This is a genomic window from Bradyrhizobium sp. UFLA06-06 (genome assembly GCF_054820065.1).
On sequence record NZ_JADFUD010000022.1, the window covers coordinates 20,049 to 35,033 of the forward strand.

A 14,985-nucleotide genomic window follows, 5' to 3' on the forward strand; every position below is an offset into this window, starting at 1 on the left:
CACCAGTTTGTGCAACCTCTACAGCATCACCACTAATCAAGCGGCGATCGCCGCTTTGTTCAGCCGCATGAATCGTTATGTCGGCAATCTGGCGCCGATGCCTGGCGTATTTTCGGATTTATCCAGCCCCGGTAATCCGGAATGCCGGCGATGCCGGAGAGATGGTGATGATGCGCTGGGGCATGCCACCCCCACCCAGGACGGGGGCCCACCTGTCACCAACATCCGCAATACGTCGTCACCGCATTGGCGCGGCTGGTTGAAGCCGGAGAACCGCTGCGTCGTGCCCGCAAACAGCTTTGCCGAGTATGCTCGCGAGCCGAGTCCCGAGACAAAGAAGAAAGACGTCGTGTGGTTTGCGCTGAGCAACGACCGCCCGCTTTTTTGTTTCGCCGGCATCTGGACTGAATTCAAGGGCGATCGCGGCACAAAGTCCAAACCAATCCCCGGTCCTCACCTGGTGTACGGATTCCTGACCACATCGCCGAATGCGGTGGTCGAGCCGATTCATCCGAAGGCGATGCCCGTGATACTGACCACGGAGGAGGAGCGCGAGGTCTGGATGCGCTCCTCCTGGGACGAGGCAAAGGCGCTGCAGCGCCCTCTGGCTGACGACGCGCTGAAGATCGTCATGCGCGGCGCCGACAAGGAGGACAAGGCGACGGTGTAGCCTCGGCTCGACGACCGTGTGCCGTCGCGCAGGGGACGAAGGCCGAATTTGCCATTCGCTCCAAAGGGCAGTGGCAGGATGGTCGACCGTGTTGCGGTTCCAGCGGAAATCATCGAGCGTTGAATTTCAGCGGGGAAACTGATTCATGCTCGCTTCGGCTGCAGCATCCAGCGTCGAGCTGTCGAACACGGCGTCCCGGATAGCATTCACGTCGGAGCACCGCTGTTCGTGACAGCAGGAGCGGGATCCGGCAAGACGAACACCCTCGCACACCGTTTGGCGCATCTGATTGTAAGTGGAGCGGATCCGCGCCGCATCCTGCCGATGACATTCTCGCGCGGCGTCAGGCGAACTGCAGATCACGCAGTACATGAAAAACCGGGACACGAACCTAGGCTACCTATTGGTGTTTGACGGCCGCACGATTTCCAACGGAAAGCGCGTCCTGTCAAAGCACGGCGGTCGCGAGACCATCCTCGAATTCGGCGTCGATGTGAGTCCAGAAGTAAAGCCGCCTGCGAAGGCCCGAAAGTTGAAACGAAAAGCAGGCACAGCGCGCCGCGCGGGCGTGAAATCCTCCAAACGCTGATCCAGTGAGGTCGAGCCTATTGACCGGGGGCTTCGGCTGCCGGATAGACCGGCTGGCTTCGGCAAATCATGCCGGCTTTGCACATTCAGCCGCAGCAAGACGCTGCATCAAGACGGCTTTGTACCGATCATTGGTGCAGCTTGCGGCCGCTTCGCGAAGGTCGTCAATCGCCCCTGAGTCACCGAGGTCCACGCGGATATCATATCGAAGTGCTTTGAATGTGCTCAAATACTGACTGGACGAATCGAGCTTCTGGAGCCCGGCGTCCACGGCCTGCAGCGCATCCTGAGCCTTTCCGGCTCCGAGTCTTGCCTTCGCGAGCCAATAGCTGCGCCAAGGCTCCTGCTTGGCCTCCAGCGGCAGCAGCACCGCTTCGGCATCGGCCCATTTTGACAGCTTGACGAGCACTTCGCCCATTTTGCGCAGTTGGAATGGTGAAGGCTTCTCGATCGCCTCGAAGAATCCAAGCGAGTCCTCCAGCATGATCTGACGCTCTTGCTGAGGGATATCTGTATCGCCACCGATTTCGAGCAGGATTTCTCCATAAGCGGAGCGGTCATAGTCCCGCGTCACGTCGGCCACAGAGCGGCGCGGCAGCGAGTTGAATACGCTTTTGAATCGCTGCGGCTCGTTCCATGCCCAGTAGCGGCCGATGACCGCAAATGCCTGATAGGCTTGATCCGCTCCTACCATCGCTGATGTCAGTATCCGCTCCTCGATCATGTCGCCATGGTCGGCGTAAATTAGCCTTTGGCGATCGGGCGGCACTGCGCCGGACAGCGACTCAATGCTGCCGAGCACGATCGAACTCGCAACCTCCTGCGGCTTCTGTTGCGCGGTCTTCAATATCTCCGACACGAGCTGCTGCGCACGATCCGCGTGCTTTCGCTCTCTCGCATACATGCGGACCAGTTGCAGACGCGCGGCCTGAAGCGGAACCGGTCCGGCCAATACGGCCTCGAACACCTTTATCGCTTCGGTGGTCTCGCCAACGAGTTTCAGCGCCTTGCCGCGGTGATGCTGAATTTCGGTCTGCGAACGATCCGTCAATCCGGTCAATGCGGCCAGTTCGTCGAAAATCGGCAGAGCGGAAAGCAAATTGGCTTTGGCGGTATCATACGACGACGGCCGCTCGTGGCGGTAACGAGCCTCGATAGCTTCAAGCGCGACGCTAATAGCGATAGGCTCGGGCGATTGCACGCCGCCCAGGCTTTTCGCATAGGCATGGATGTCGCCCATCAAGGCAGGGTCCACCTCGGCAGGGTCCCAGCCCATTAGCAGGCAATAAAGAAAAGCAGGACGGCGATCGCCCGCGCGAACGAGGCGTTCGAGTACGGCTTTCATTCCGTAGCAGACAGCCACAAGCTCCAAGTCGAGACTGTAGACCGAGCGGATATAGGCCTCGAATGCGTCGCCGAGCTCGCGTTGGCGCGCGTCAGTGAGCAGTTCCGGCGTCGAGCCAAGGCACGAATAGACGATGTCGTGTATCCGCACGCTGGCGCCAGCGTCGGGCGTCGTCAGGCAATAGGTTTGCAGCTTGCGCAGTCCAACGGGCTGGATGGCATGCCTGGCAAATCCGCGATCGCACGTCGGCTGTCCCGCCCAGGCAAATAGCGAAAGTTCGCGATTGAGCGCCGGCATCAACCGGCGAAGGATCCGATCGGCGATGCGCTCCTGGCGGTCGTCAACAAATTCCGCCACGGCCTGGCAGTCGGCAACCAGTTCCTGCCAGCTCGCGGTTCGATCTGAGACTGCGGCATTCATCAACCGCAAGGTCAGTGGATGACCGCCGATCGTCGACCATACCGCGTCGAATACCTCTGCGGGACAGCCGCCATCAATGCCACTGCCCAGCATTTCGCGCGCGTCTTCCGGTTCGAGCGGCGGGATCAAATAGGCATCGGCATCCGCCTGCCGCGTTGTAATGAGGACCTTCGAACCAGTTCCGCACATGCCGACGACGCGCGCCCGGTCGAACACGACCCGAGCATCGTCGAGAACGAGCAGGCATCGCATCGTTCGGAGCAAGGCGACGACGTTCCGGCTGACACCCGACCGCGCCACAGGTAGGCTTGCGAGTTGCTCCAAATGCCTGAGCTGGCTTGCGTCGCACCAAATGATCAGATCGTATTGCTGCCGTTGAGCCGCCGCGACCGCGGCTGCACATTGCGATTTACCGCTGCCACCCATCCCAGCGACCTTGACGCAAGACGAGGCGGCAAGCGCATCCGCGACAGCTTTCTCCACCGCGGGACGCGCCAGATAGCCGTTACCCGGATCGGGCACGAGGTTGCTGGCTTCGTATTCGTCGCGAATCTGCCCCAACGCGGGCAAATATTCGCCGAGCCGCTCGACGACAGCGTCGTTTCCCAGCAGCCGGTCGACGATCGTCTCTGCAATGCGCCTTCCATCATGAAGGTGAATGCTTACGCCATGTTTCGCCCTGTACTTGGCGGCCTCTTCGACCATTTCGCTGTATCGCTTTGGCCCCGCAGTCTCGGTGCATAAGAGGAAAACGTCCTTCGCGTTCGGATGCTTTTTGCGCGCATGCTCGAAATCGTTCCGCGCCTTGTCCATATCGCCATCGAAGTATTTCTTGTCGATCGTATATTCGGCAGCCACATGCCCCTGATCGGATACGGTATCGACCGTGTGTCCGACCGGATTGCCGAGCGCATTGAGCCCGCGATGGCCCAAGGGAACCCCCAAATAGAAGTCGACATAAGCGTTGCCGAACCGCTCGAAGCGCGGCCCCGGCGCGATGACCTCGATGTTTTCGATCAGCCGCTTGACGAATAGATTACGAAGCGTCTCGTTCATGTCAGCAACCCGACATTCGTTCCGTTTGCGTCAGCCACGCCATGCAACGCTCGAACTCCTCAAACCCGGCCATGCTCCCCCATTCAACCGAAGCGCTTTTTCCGCTCGATATTTACCTTCTGAAAGTTCTCTATGAGGCTCATGCCCTCCGCCAGAGCGGACTCGCCGATCTTGATCGCGGCTTCCAGCTCCGAGTAAGGCACGCGCTTTGCGACCGGCTCGTTCAACTGCAAGCCCTTCAGCAATTTGGCCGCCGCAGTCGGCACGAACACCGCGCCGTGCTTCTCGTCCGGAATCATCGGCGTGTGGCAGGCGATGTTCCTCCACTTGTATACGCGCTCGACCTTCTCGACATACATCCGCACCGGCTTTTGCCAGCGTGTTTGCGCGATAAACGTCGACCGCTCCTTCAGCATCTCGATCTTGCGCACCGTATCCAGCGTAGCGATCACGGCCTCGAGCATGGGCGACTCGACAAGATGGAGCAGTTGTATAAGTACGTGATTGAGCTGGCTGTCGATCGCGCTTGCGAGCAAGACCACTTCGCCGACGGTGCCATAGGCTGCGCGGAATCCCGCGGCCTGATATTCAGCGGACGCCGCCTTGTCATTACCGTCGTCAGTGCGCGCTTTCTGGAACACCGGGGCACCGGTCAGCCGGCCGACGCGAACCAGTTCAATCGCATCATCGCGAACGGATGACGGTGCCAGCATGGGCTCCTTTCGGTCCGCCGCGATCATGAGCGCGACTCGCTCAGCCGCCAGTCGATGAATAAACCGATACTCAGACTCTCCCGACTCGATGCTTTGATAAGCGCGCAGCGCCATGCCGAGGGCGTCGGCCATCTGTTGCTGCGTAAGCCTCATCTCCTTACGGAGGTTGGCAAGGTCTTCCTTCAAGAACGTATCTTGGCTCATTCGCCTCCGGCACCTACTAAAATCCAGCGCGGACCGGAGCGAGTTTGGACCTCGCCCCGGCCTGTTGCGATATCGCGCCGGCAATATCGACTTATGCATAAATTGCGCTACTGGTCAACTGATACGCTGTTTCCGCGTACTCCAGTCCACCGCAAGAATTACGATTGGCCGCGCACGTTCACCACTACAGCGGCACAACGGGCAACCATCGCATCAAGCCAGCCGCGAGATCGCGGACGCGCTTAGATGGTAGAGTCTGGCGCCTTCGCAGCTACTTCTCGACAGGTATGTTTTTCACGTTATCCCGACTGCTCGCCGCTGCGCGTTGACGGTTATCATGCGGCGTGGGCCCCGTCGTAGAAGCGCAGGAATAGGTCCAATTTGTCGAGATCGTGCAGGCTCGAGACATGATTCAGAAAGGCTATGTTGGCCACGTGCGAAGCAGAAATCAGATCGCGCAGCAGCTCGGCATTCTGCAAGCTGGTGCCGGCTAGACCGGCGCGATCCGCCGCAATCTCCTCCGCAGCCGTTTCCGTGAAATAGGTGTGCATCTTGCCTAGCACGCCCACGACGATATCGGAGAGCTGGATGCCGGGTTCGGCCTTGGAATCCGCGAAGCGATAGTGAGTGACCGGCTTGCCACCGCTGGTGAGCGGCGTGCGTTCAAAACGGTCGCGGATCGACTCCTCCATGTCGAGGACGTGTGCGGAATTTTTGAATATGGCAATCCTGCCCATGTAGAAGGTACTGAAGTCATCGATGAGCAGATGGGGCGGATAGCCTTCGATGAAATCAAGACTCTCCAGGCTCCGGCCGGCCTTGAGCACGTTCTTTAACATGCGTGCATTGACCGGTGACAGCACGTCAACGCTATGGTTCAGCAGATCGACGAGTTCATTCAGGAACGGCTTGCGATGTTCCGGGACCAGGTCGGGATAATTATAGCGATAGAACAGATTGATCGTTGCCGCGAGATAGCTTCTCAGGACCGCGGCCAGGTCGCTCTTCAGCAGCGCATGATATTGGATCAGCACAGGATCGCGGAGTTCGGACAAAATAGAATCGATGATATCGACGATCGACCAATAGAGCGGGTCGAGGTCATGATAGTGGATCATCAAACCGTTGTCGGCAATCCAGCGCAAAACCGTCGTCAGCTTGGCAGAGCGCAACACCGCAAGAAAGTCGCCCTTCGCAACGTGCTTAAGCTTGATTTCGGGCGCCGACTTTTGAACGCGCATGGCCGCACGCAAGGGCTCGATGTCGATGGCACGAGGCGCCCCTTCGTGCACGACACCGCCCAGAACGAAGACCTTCAGTTCGGCGACGTTCAAGCCTTGGACGCCGACATGCAGCTTGATGATATTGTTGGTCTCGTCGTGATAGAACGTATAGCTCTCATCGGCCTTAGTGAGCCCGTACAGCCGCATCTGGGAATTTCTGAACTCGTCGATATCCACCGCCAAACGCCTCCGAGCTTCGGCCAGTTTCAAATATAGCGAGCGACTCGGTCCCAAGCGAGAACGACAGCATCAGCCGATGCGCGCGCAATCGCCTTGCGAAAGTCAGCGCAGGCTGCGATCTTCAGCCATGGACATGAACAAACAAGACACTTGGCCTGACGAGCTGCTCGATCATCTCCGGCGGCATCAGGCCGTTTTTCGCGCCTGGGAGCTTCAAAAGATCGGTGCGCAAGGCGGCGAGTCGGTGTCCGGCCCCGACTATGATCGCGCGCTGGGCGAGCTGCGCAAGGTCCTCAACAACTACACCCTCCACGGCTATCATTGCACCCGGCTGATCCGACCAGAAATCGCACGGATACGATCGTCAGGCATGCAGTTGCCGAACGAGGCGATGCTTCACCAACGCATCGAGAGTTTGCGCGACGGCGGCCTGCTGGATGCCGCGAACGCGGCCGAGCTGATAGCCGACAATGAGGCCGCCGAGAAGAACCGGGCCGGCCGCATCTGGTTCTGCTTCTTCCCGCCGAACCTGGACAGCGAGACCGGGCTTTCGGATCTTCTGAGTTACTGGGGTGGCGAGTCTCTTTATAATTCGCACGATACGCATGCCGTTCGTGGCCCGCTCCTTGCCGGCATCGGCACGCCTTGCCTGGTTGAGGCCGAGGTGCCGATCTCAAGTCTCCGAGGGCCGTCATTTTTGGACATGAAAGTGGCGCGGCAATTCCTGATCTGGAACGGTTTGCAGACGAGTGAACCTGTTCTGCACACCGACTGCGCCATAGAGCCGCTGCCGGCGCGAAGTATTTTGCGCATTATCGAATTCCCGGGCTCGGATTTCACCGCCCTCACCGGCTGCGACGCCTGGCAAAAGCAATTGACGGTTGGCCGCGGCTGAAATTCAACGACGCAGCCGAGATCAAGGCCCTCACCCGTCGCATCGGCGCGCTTGACGCTGCGCGCAACACCGCGGCGGTCGAACAAGAGCGCCGAAACGTCGGACAAGGCCTTCGTCCGGATAACATAATACTCGGAATTTTCCCGGATCAGGCTCCAGGGCGGGGTGAAACGGCAGCTTGACTTCATGAGAACAAAATAAGAACATAGGGCCAGCCCGGTCAATCAGGGACGGCGCCATGTCCTCGGAATCTCAGCCGAACGCACAAGGCGCGGATGATCTCGAGGCTGCCGTCGACGAGGCGATCGACACATGCGGCAGCGATCTGCGCGCGACCATTCGCGCGCTCATCGTTGCGAACAGCTATTTGGAATCCGAGAACGAGGCATTGAACAAGGCGGTCTCGCACGCCTTCATCCGCGGGCGATTTCGCACATATTCCGGCTAGGAGCATACCATGACGCAAGTGACCTACTTCGTGGCATTGCCCTTCGTCGCTGCCGACGACGGCATCGTGGCCGGCGAGCCAACCGAATGCTTCAACTCGACGGCGGTCGTCATGCGCGCGGAAGCTTTGTCGCGCAAACCGGGACATGTCGGAGCTGTCGCCTTCAGCCGTACAGGTGATCCCGCCACCGGCGACTTCGGCGATGCAAAGATCATCAGGAAGTTCGGCGACGTACCGGACGATCTCAGCGCATTGTAGGCAGCGAGAGGTTCACACGAAGCGAGCTACTGATAAGAATTGCTTTGTTTTTTCGATCCTGCTGAAGGCATTATTGAGTTGGTGAGGACTTCTCTTTAGTTTGATATACTTCTCACTCTAGTAACTTCGAGTAGTCGCATGGCCGAGACGCATATTGAATGGACCGATGCAACGTGGAATCCCGTCGCGGGCTGCTCCATCGTCACGGCCGGTTGCACGAATTGCTATGCAATGCAGATGGCCAAGCGTCTCGAAGCCATGGGCGTCGAGAAGTACGAGGGTCTAACGCGGCGCAGCGGCAAGCGGACCGTCTGGAACGGCGTGGTCAGGGAGGATCGAGCGGCGCTCGACATACCTTACGGGTGGAAGAAGCCGAAGAAGATATTCGTCAACTCAATGAGCGATCTGTTCCACGAGCAGGTCACGGATCAGTTCATTTTGGATGTTTGGAAGGTTATGCGGGCGACCCCGCAGCACAACTATCAGATTCTCACCAAGCGCCCGCGGCGCATGGCTCAACTTGTCGCCGATCGGGTGGACACGATTCTCCCGAACGTCTGGCTTGGGACCAGTATTGAGAACGCGGAAGTGCGCGATCGTGCCGACGATCTTCGCGCCGTACCGGCCGCAATCCGCTTCATTTCATTCGAACCCCTGATCGGACCGGTCGGCCCGATTGATTTAAAGGACATCGATTGGGCCATCGTCGGCGGAGAAAGCGGCAGTGCGGCAAGGCCGATCAGGGAAGAGTGGATCGACGAAATCTATGCGCAGTGCGTGCGGCAACGAACGGCCTTCTTCTTCAAGCAGTGGGGAACATGGGGCAAAGACAACAAGCGCCGCTCAAAAAAGGCGAATGGACGCGAATATCGCGGTCAATTTTGGGATCAGATGCCAGAACACGCCATGGGCGCCGGCTAGTGGGGGAGAATGGTTGAAAAGCCTTATCAGTGGCCTGACGGTGCAAAGCTTGAAGAGCATTCAAAGCGCAAACACAAAATACTTAGAGAATATTTCTCTCGCTACCTGACCGTTCGCTGCCAACTGCCTCAACAGGAGAAATTCCGGCTGGCCATCGTCGAAGGATTCGCCGGCGCCGGAAAATATAGCTGCGGCGCCCCCGGCTCGCCGTTGATCTTCCTCGAGGAGCTGAAGGCCGCGGTGGAGCGGTTCAACATCTACAGATCCGCCAACGGTCTGAAACCCCTTGAAATCGAGTGCTTGCTCATTCTCAACGACGCCAGTCTGCAAGCGATCGAGATTCTGAAGACCCATGTCGCCCCGCTTCTTGCCGAAGTGAGGCAACATCATCCCAAGCTGCACATCAGCGTCGAATACAGAAGCGACGAATTCGAGACGGCTTATCCCGGCATCAAGCAGTCGCTGCAACAGGGCCGATTTCGCAACGTCGTATTCAATCTCGACCAATGCGGACACAGTCGCGTCAATCGCTCGACGCTGATTGACATCATGCGCTCCTATCCGTCGGCCGAAATCTTTTACACTTTTGCAATCGAGTCTCTGCTCGCGTTTTTGCGGGCAAAAGAGCCGACGGCACTGGCGTCGCAACTCGCCGCCATCGACCTGAGCGAAGCCGACTTAAAGAACCTCGAAGGCGGCATGAACAAGAAGACCTGGCTTGGCGTTGCCGAGAAGTTGGTCTTCGGCGCATTCTGGAGCTGTGCCCCCTTCGTCAGCCCGTTCTCGATCAACAACCCGGATGGCTGGCGATATTGGCTGATCCATTTCGCGAACTCGTACAGGGCACGGCAATGGTACAATGACATACTCCATGCAAATAGCAGCTTTCAGGCGCATTACGGACGGTCAGGCCTGGATATGCTTTCTTACGATCCCACTCACGACAGCGGTGCTCTCTACCTTTTCGATATGTCTGGACGAGCCTCCGCCAAAGATCAGCTCACGGCAGACATTCCGCGTCTTGTATCGGAATTCGGCGACGCGATAGAGGTCGGCACGTTTTATGAGAGCATCTACAACGCCACGCCTGCCCATACCGACGACATCCATTCGGCAATCATCGATAACCCGGACCTCGAAGTCATCACCGAGGCCGGCGGCGAGCGCCGAAAGGCGAATACGATCATCGCCAGCGATGTTATTCGTATCAAAACCCAGAGAAGCTTCTTTCCTATGTTCTCAATCCCGCCGAAGCCGCGCTCGTAGCGGCATCACCGGTGCGGCGGGACGTTCGTCGATCAAGCGCCAGTTCGTGGGCTAGATCTTTCTTACGACGCGCGCGCCGATTGCGGCCAACGGACACGACGAGATTGTGCTATAATTCATACCCCCTCTTGATTCGGAGGGGCATCGTTGCTCGGAGCCGCACTCATGCCAACACTCCAAGTACATCCGATCGTGCGTTCTTTGCCCACAATGAGCGGCGCTCTCTATGGCGTCCTGAGACAAGACATGAGCGCGCGTGGCCAGCGGCTTCCAATCGTTCTTTATGAAGGGATGATTTGGGACGGGCGGGCTCGCTATGCCGCCTGTCGGACGCTCGGGGTCAAGCCTTGGCTGGTGCCGCTGCGGCGCGAAGACCCGATGCCGCACTATGTCAAGGCCAACTACCAGCGGTGCGGTGAGCCCAACTCCGCGGAGCGCAACGCGGTTGTCGAAACCTTGATGCCCGCCGGCAGTCCTGAAGGGCGGGCCTAATTCAATGCCCGACGAAAGGCCTGGCTTCAGACGGCCCGAGCTGAATTCCGGGACTTCATACGCGAACGGCCGCAGCCATGTGTGATATGCGGATCCGGAAGTTACTCACGCGCATCATTCGTTTCCGCTCGCGCTTCAGTTCGAATGCGGCGTCGACGATGCCATCCATGATTATCAGTGGCTTTGTCCCAAACATCATAATCGCGTGCATGTTCTTTTAGGTGGCTACCTGCTCGAAACCCGCGATCTGTCGTTCCTTGACTGCATCCCCGACCGCGACGCCACGGAATGGGTTGCGATCGAGAACTCGGCCCGAAAAGGAATCGATCTTTGCTGCGAGGCGCTTGGACGGACACCTGGCGAAACCGTCCGGCGAAGATACGATCCGCCCTATGCGTGGTTCATGCTTCGAAACTACGCGGCGATGTTTCCGGCAGAGGACTGGAGACGATTGGCGGCGTAGACGGCGGGCGAACCATGAAACGATGCTTCCTGCACGGCCATGGCGCTTGCGAAGGCAAGATTTCCAGCGAGCACTATATCTCGCGCACCGTTCTTGACGCGATCGGCGGCGGCGGTGCCGTTCATGTTGGAGGACTTCTGTGGCAGCCGCCGGATACGTTTCAGAGCATCGGGATCAACGCGCTTGTCGCAAAGGTCTTGTGCGAAAAGCACAACGCCGGACTGAGCCAACTGGACAAGGCGGCCGGCAGATTGTTTCGCGCGATCGACGGCGTAGATAAGCGTCCGGAAGCCACACATCCTCTGACACAGGTCGACGGCAATCTGATCGAACGATGGTTTTTGAAGCTCTACTGCGGCCTCGCGGCCGCCAAAAGCAGCGACACGGCTATTCCGGACACATTGCTGCGTCTGTTGACTGGCGAGCGGTGGCCCGAAGGATGGGGACTGTACGTCCCCTTTCCGGCCGCCCCTCTGACGCTCGCAACGGAGTTCTACTATGAGGCGCTAAACGCCCCGACAGGCGAAATCAAGGGCATCAAGCTTCGCGTCGCGGGCGTCCACTTTAACCTTTTGCTGGGACGGCCCGACAATCCGACCGCGTGGGGATTGCATCGACCGCGCGGATTGATCTTCAACAACGGCTCCTACGAAAAGCGCATCGAACTCTTATGGCCTGTCGTGAACGACCGGGCTGTCATCTATACGCGGACAGGTCAGAGCAGCGACCGCCCGCCCCAGTGGAGCGGCTGGCGTGAGACCTGCGCATAGCGATCCACTGTTAGCGCCTTATTCAACGCGGCTGGAAATGTATTTGGCGTTGCGTCTTGCAGCTATGATGGCGCGACTGATATCGCCTTCGTAACGCCAGCCACGGCACTGTTCGAGATCGAAATTCCCGAACATATAACCGATGGCCTCAAACAGGGCCGACCGTAACTCTTTGAGAGCTGGCGGCACGGGGACAGATCGCAGTGGACCGTCGCCCCCGGAATAGAGAAGCATCTGAGCTTGCGCGACGATTGGCTTAGTCGCGCGGATTCTTGTCTCGACGGCGCCAGGCTTCAAGAAACTCGTGGATCGCTGCGCCGTCATCGTCCGTTGCGTTGCGCGCATCCAGCTCCTCAACGCGGGATCTGAAAGCCGCCAGATCAAGAACTTTATCGAGGGAATCGACACCCGCCCGCGTATGACGCTTGGCTACAATGTCACCAAGACCGGACATGCCCATACCCTGGCTCCACGAATAGGTCGTGAACGCCCGCGCGAAGGTGACGATTGCAGCATCATTTTTGAATTGCTCCGCGGTCCATGCTTTGACCTCTGCGCCGTCATCCTTTGCCAGGTCGCGCCAGTCGAATAGCAACCGCGCCAATCGCCTGGCCTTCAGCAATTCGCCGGATTGGCTTGCAGCCCGTATGCGGTTGAGCGTCAAGGCTTCCAGCGCAACGGCGTCTGCCTCCGTCGTGAGACAATTTGATTCAGGTTCGGGCGCCCTGCCGTTGACCGGATAGTAATCGCGATAGGCGGAGCTGGAAAAATCGGCGAGCCAAGCCAACCCGGCTTTAGAACAAGCCTCGACAAAAATGGCGGAACGCGTTGCTAGATCGAAGCGCTCCAAGGTCAACCGACGCAGCAGCCAGTGAGTGCGGAGCACATTGTCGGCGACCGAAAAGGCCTTCGCCCGGTCTCCCGGAACATCGACTTCGTCCCCAAGCTCGAACACCGCCGTTAAAAGTGGACCGACATCCTTGTCGGCGACATCGCCAGCATGGATAGTCATTTCGTCCAGCAGGAGCTGGGCCTTCGTGGTCCCATCTTTGCGCGCGACGGACAAAGCCGCTCGAAGGGTAGCTTGCACGAAAGCAGCATCGGATGCCCTGGCGATGATACTTTTTATCTCCTCCCGAGGAAGAACGTCGTCTCCCACGGAGAAGCGGAAATAAGAACCGAAATGCTCCTTCGTGCATACGCGGCGCTCGCGCACCCATTCGCTGTCCGAACCCTCACCGTAGTGAAGGTTATTCCACACGCTTTCGAGACGCGGAAAAAGCCGCATCAGCACTCGTCGCAAGCGCGGGCGGTCGATCTCCTTTACCGAGCCGAGCAGCAGGCTATCGATCTCACTTGCTCTACCCCGTCCGTCTCCCGTGCCTCGCGGCGCCAAACCGCAGAGTTCGCCTTTGTTTGCGCGAATGACACGGTAGACTTCGCCCCGAAGAAGCCGCAGCGTTTCGAGGGCGACAAAGTCCGCAAGATCGACCTCGCTGCCGACGGCAGCCCAAGTGACGGCCAGCGCATTCATCAGACGAATGAGATCGCGCGGCGTGCGGATTTCCGGCGCGATGACTTCGTAGAACACATTCATAAAGCGCTTGAGCTGCTCCTCAGGGGGAGAGCCGCATAGGGTGCCAATCTGGCGCAGCAGTTCCTGATTGAGATCGGCGGCTTGAGGCAGCGGTAGATCAAAGCCCGCCTGAATGATCTTTTCGAGATAATGCGGCCCCTCTGAAGGAAACCGCTCCGAAACGATCCCCTCGGCAAGCTCGCGATCGAAGACAAGCAGGTAGATGACGTTTGGTAAACGGCCCACTGACTTCACGAGACGAAAGATCAGAAGAGCCTCGTCCGGTGACAGGCGGTCGATGTCGTCGATTACGATGAGGAAGCGCTTCTTCTGGGCCCCCAGCGCGGCAGTCAACTCGGCATGAAGTTTTTCAACCGTGTCCTCGGTATGAATCAGATCGGCGAGCCACGCAAGGCCCGCTTCGGCGGCCTTGCCGGCTCCCTTGTATCCCGCAAGATCAGCAGCAGCACCGACAAGGGCGCCGGTTCGCAGCAACTGAGCCCCGATCTTTGGCAGAGCTTTCTTGAAGCGGTCGCCGAGCGATGGGCCGAGGCCCGCGTAAAGCTCGCGAAAGAAAGCCAGCGCCAAGGCCTCCTCGCCACGAAACCACCAGCAGGCGAAGTTCACGATGGCGATTTCGTCCGCGGCAACGGCGTCTTTCAAATGATGCAGGATAAGATTTACGGCACTGCTTTTGCCCGATCCCCAAGGACCATTAAGCGCGATCACCGTGCCTTCCGGCGCTTTGATCTTGCGAATGGATGATGCAAGCGCCTGCGCAAAAGGATCGATACCGAACCTGTCTTCGGCGGGTTGCTTGATCGGCGCATCGTTAGGCGATGGATTGAATTCGGACATGTTCACCGCGAGCAACGAATAGTCGCAGCGCCAACTCTGGCTGGCGCTGACCGCGATCCGCTTTGTGCGTCACGTTGGTACCAACTATGGCAGAGAGCTAGGCGATCGCATCACTGAATTAGTGTGGCGGAGTTCGCCAACGTTCGTCGGCGCTTATTCAACGGATATTCGACGAGTTTTCGATGAAAGCTCTAAGGCATTGAAATGATTGGCGCTCCCTAGGGGAATCGAACCCCTGTTTCAGCCTTGAGAGGGCCGCGTCCTAACCGCTAGACGAAGGGAGCGTTGAGAGGGAAGGCAATAGCCTCGAAATCCGGCGGCCGCAAGATGCCTTGTGCGCTGCGGCGGGGATTTTGTCGGCCATGCTTTACGAACGCCCCCGGGGCATCCGGCGCCATACCTTCGGATTCCGGGTTCATCGCTGCGCGATGCCCCCAGGTGCGCAATTGCGCACAGGGGAATGACGGTGTCAGACGAGACGGTGCCGGGCAAGATGCCGCGCTTGCTTGCCCGAGCGCATCGCACCTGCACGCTACAGTGGCACCGCCCTCGCGATTGCATGATGGCCACCCTGAGATG

Annotated in this window: 12 protein-coding genes, 1 tRNA gene and 2 pseudogenes; 10 read left to right on the top strand and 5 right to left on the bottom strand. The window is 58.8% G+C overall.

The window, feature by feature from the left end; translation table 11 throughout:
- The first annotated feature begins 7 nt into the window (after nt 1-7).
- From IF803_RS19980 to IF803_RS19990, 3 genes and pseudogenes are all read left to right on the top strand, one after another.
- Nucleotides 8-670, top strand: a pseudogene (locus tag IF803_RS19980) (SOS response-associated peptidase).
- A 141-nt stretch (nt 671-811) separates the two neighbouring features.
- A pseudogene (locus IF803_RS19985) lies at nt 812-1,009 on the top strand (UvrD-helicase domain-containing protein); the annotation flags it as partial.
- Nucleotides 1,010-1,040: 31 nt separating this feature from the next.
- Nucleotides 1,041-1,259 (top strand): hypothetical protein, encoded by a 219-nt coding sequence (locus IF803_RS19990; RefSeq protein ID WP_125459156.1) that lies wholly within the window; start codon nt 1,041-1,043, stop codon nt 1,257-1,259.
- A 66-nt stretch (nt 1,260-1,325) separates the two neighbouring features.
- Here the strand turns inward: IF803_RS19990 and IF803_RS19995 are convergent, their stop codons facing one another.
- From IF803_RS19995 to IF803_RS20005, 3 genes are all read right to left on the bottom strand, one after another.
- On the bottom strand, nt 1,326-4,079 hold the full coding sequence (locus tag IF803_RS19995) for an NB-ARC domain-containing protein (protein ID WP_038380140.1): 2,754 nt from the start codon (nt 4,077-4,079) through the stop codon (nt 1,326-1,328).
- Nucleotides 4,080-4,162: 83 nt separating this feature from the next.
- Complete coding sequence (locus tag IF803_RS20000) at nt 4,163-4,996, bottom strand: helix-turn-helix transcriptional regulator (protein ID WP_016844883.1); 834 nt, start codon at nt 4,994-4,996, stop codon at nt 4,163-4,165.
- 335 nt (nt 4,997-5,331) lie between these two features.
- On the bottom strand, nt 5,332-6,456 hold the full coding sequence (locus IF803_RS20005) for a DUF3800 domain-containing protein (protein WP_028343445.1): 1,125 nt from the start codon (nt 6,454-6,456) through the stop codon (nt 5,332-5,334).
- A 130-nt stretch (nt 6,457-6,586) separates the two neighbouring features.
- On the opposite strand from IF803_RS20005, the gene IF803_RS20010 reads away from it, so the two are divergent.
- The 7 genes from IF803_RS20010 to IF803_RS20040 all read left to right on the top strand — a co-directional run bounded on the left by IF803_RS20010 (nt 6,587) and on the right by IF803_RS20040 (nt 11,972).
- Nucleotides 6,587-7,354 carry a hypothetical protein gene (locus IF803_RS20010; RefSeq protein WP_016844881.1) on the top strand — a complete coding sequence of 256 codons (768 nt, stop codon included), beginning with the start codon at nt 6,587-6,589 and terminating at the stop codon, nt 7,352-7,354.
- Between the two features lie 238 nt (nt 7,355-7,592).
- Complete coding sequence (locus IF803_RS20015) at nt 7,593-7,802, top strand: hypothetical protein (RefSeq protein ID WP_016844880.1); 210 nt, start codon at nt 7,593-7,595, stop codon at nt 7,800-7,802.
- A 9-nt stretch (nt 7,803-7,811) separates the two neighbouring features.
- On the top strand, nt 7,812-8,060 hold the full coding sequence (locus IF803_RS20020; RefSeq protein WP_016844879.1) for a hypothetical protein: 249 nt from the start codon (nt 7,812-7,814) through the stop codon (nt 8,058-8,060).
- A gap of 138 nt (nt 8,061-8,198) precedes the next feature.
- Complete coding sequence (locus tag IF803_RS20025; RefSeq protein WP_028343443.1) at nt 8,199-8,981, top strand: phage Gp37/Gp68 family protein; 783 nt, start codon at nt 8,199-8,201, stop codon at nt 8,979-8,981.
- Between the two features lie 9 nt (nt 8,982-8,990).
- The gene (locus tag IF803_RS20030; protein WP_028343442.1) at nt 8,991-10,247 is read left to right on the top strand and encodes a three-Cys-motif partner protein TcmP; all 1,257 of its coding nucleotides are present in this window, start codon (nt 8,991-8,993) and stop codon (nt 10,245-10,247) included.
- Nucleotides 10,248-10,493: 246 nt separating this feature from the next.
- Nucleotides 10,494-10,739 carry a ParB N-terminal domain-containing protein gene (locus IF803_RS20035; protein ID WP_125459155.1) on the top strand — a complete coding sequence of 82 codons (246 nt, stop codon included), beginning with the start codon at nt 10,494-10,496 and terminating at the stop codon, nt 10,737-10,739.
- A gap of 477 nt (nt 10,740-11,216) precedes the next feature.
- Nucleotides 11,217-11,972, top strand: a complete 756-nt coding sequence (locus IF803_RS20040; protein WP_016844874.1) for a hypothetical protein — start codon at nt 11,217-11,219, stop codon at nt 11,970-11,972.
- A 256-nt stretch (nt 11,973-12,228) separates the two neighbouring features.
- On the opposite strand, the gene IF803_RS20045 is transcribed toward IF803_RS20040, so the two are convergent.
- Together IF803_RS20045 and IF803_RS20050 are read right to left on the bottom strand one after the other, a co-directional pair.
- Nucleotides 12,229-14,406 carry a KAP family P-loop NTPase fold protein gene (locus IF803_RS20045; RefSeq protein WP_016844873.1) on the bottom strand — a complete coding sequence of 726 codons (2,178 nt, stop codon included), beginning with the start codon at nt 14,404-14,406 and terminating at the stop codon, nt 12,229-12,231.
- Between the two features lie 209 nt (nt 14,407-14,615).
- Nucleotides 14,616-14,690: transfer RNA gene (locus IF803_RS20050), tRNA-Glu, on the bottom strand.
- Between the last annotated feature and the right edge of the window lie 295 nt (nt 14,691-14,985).

Bases quoted from the DNA above. Each gene is read 5' to 3' on its own strand.
- IF803_RS19990 (WP_125459156.1), top strand. From the start codon at position 1,041: ATGAAAAACCGGGACACGAACCTAGGCTACCTATTGGTGTTTGACGGC.
- IF803_RS19995 (WP_038380140.1), bottom strand. From the start codon at position 4,079: ATGAACGAGACGCTTCGTAATCTATTCGTCAAGCGGCTGATCGAAAAC.
- IF803_RS20000 (WP_016844883.1), bottom strand. From the start codon at position 4,996: ATGAGCCAAGATACGTTCTTGAAGGAAGACCTTGCCAACCTCCGTAAG.
- IF803_RS20010 (WP_016844881.1), top strand. From the start codon at position 6,587: ATGGACATGAACAAACAAGACACTTGGCCTGACGAGCTGCTCGATCAT.
- IF803_RS20015 (WP_016844880.1), top strand. From the start codon at position 7,593: ATGTCCTCGGAATCTCAGCCGAACGCACAAGGCGCGGATGATCTCGAG.
- IF803_RS20020 (WP_016844879.1), top strand. From the start codon at position 7,812: ATGACGCAAGTGACCTACTTCGTGGCATTGCCCTTCGTCGCTGCCGAC.
- IF803_RS20025 (WP_028343443.1), top strand. From the start codon at position 8,199: ATGGCCGAGACGCATATTGAATGGACCGATGCAACGTGGAATCCCGTC.
- IF803_RS20030 (WP_028343442.1), top strand. From the start codon at position 8,991: ATGGTTGAAAAGCCTTATCAGTGGCCTGACGGTGCAAAGCTTGAAGAG.
- IF803_RS20035 (WP_125459155.1), top strand. From the start codon at position 10,494: ATGAGCGCGCGTGGCCAGCGGCTTCCAATCGTTCTTTATGAAGGGATG.
- IF803_RS20040 (WP_016844874.1), top strand. From the start codon at position 11,217: ATGAAACGATGCTTCCTGCACGGCCATGGCGCTTGCGAAGGCAAGATT.
- IF803_RS20045 (WP_016844873.1), bottom strand. From the start codon at position 14,406: ATGTCCGAATTCAATCCATCGCCTAACGATGCGCCGATCAAGCAACCC.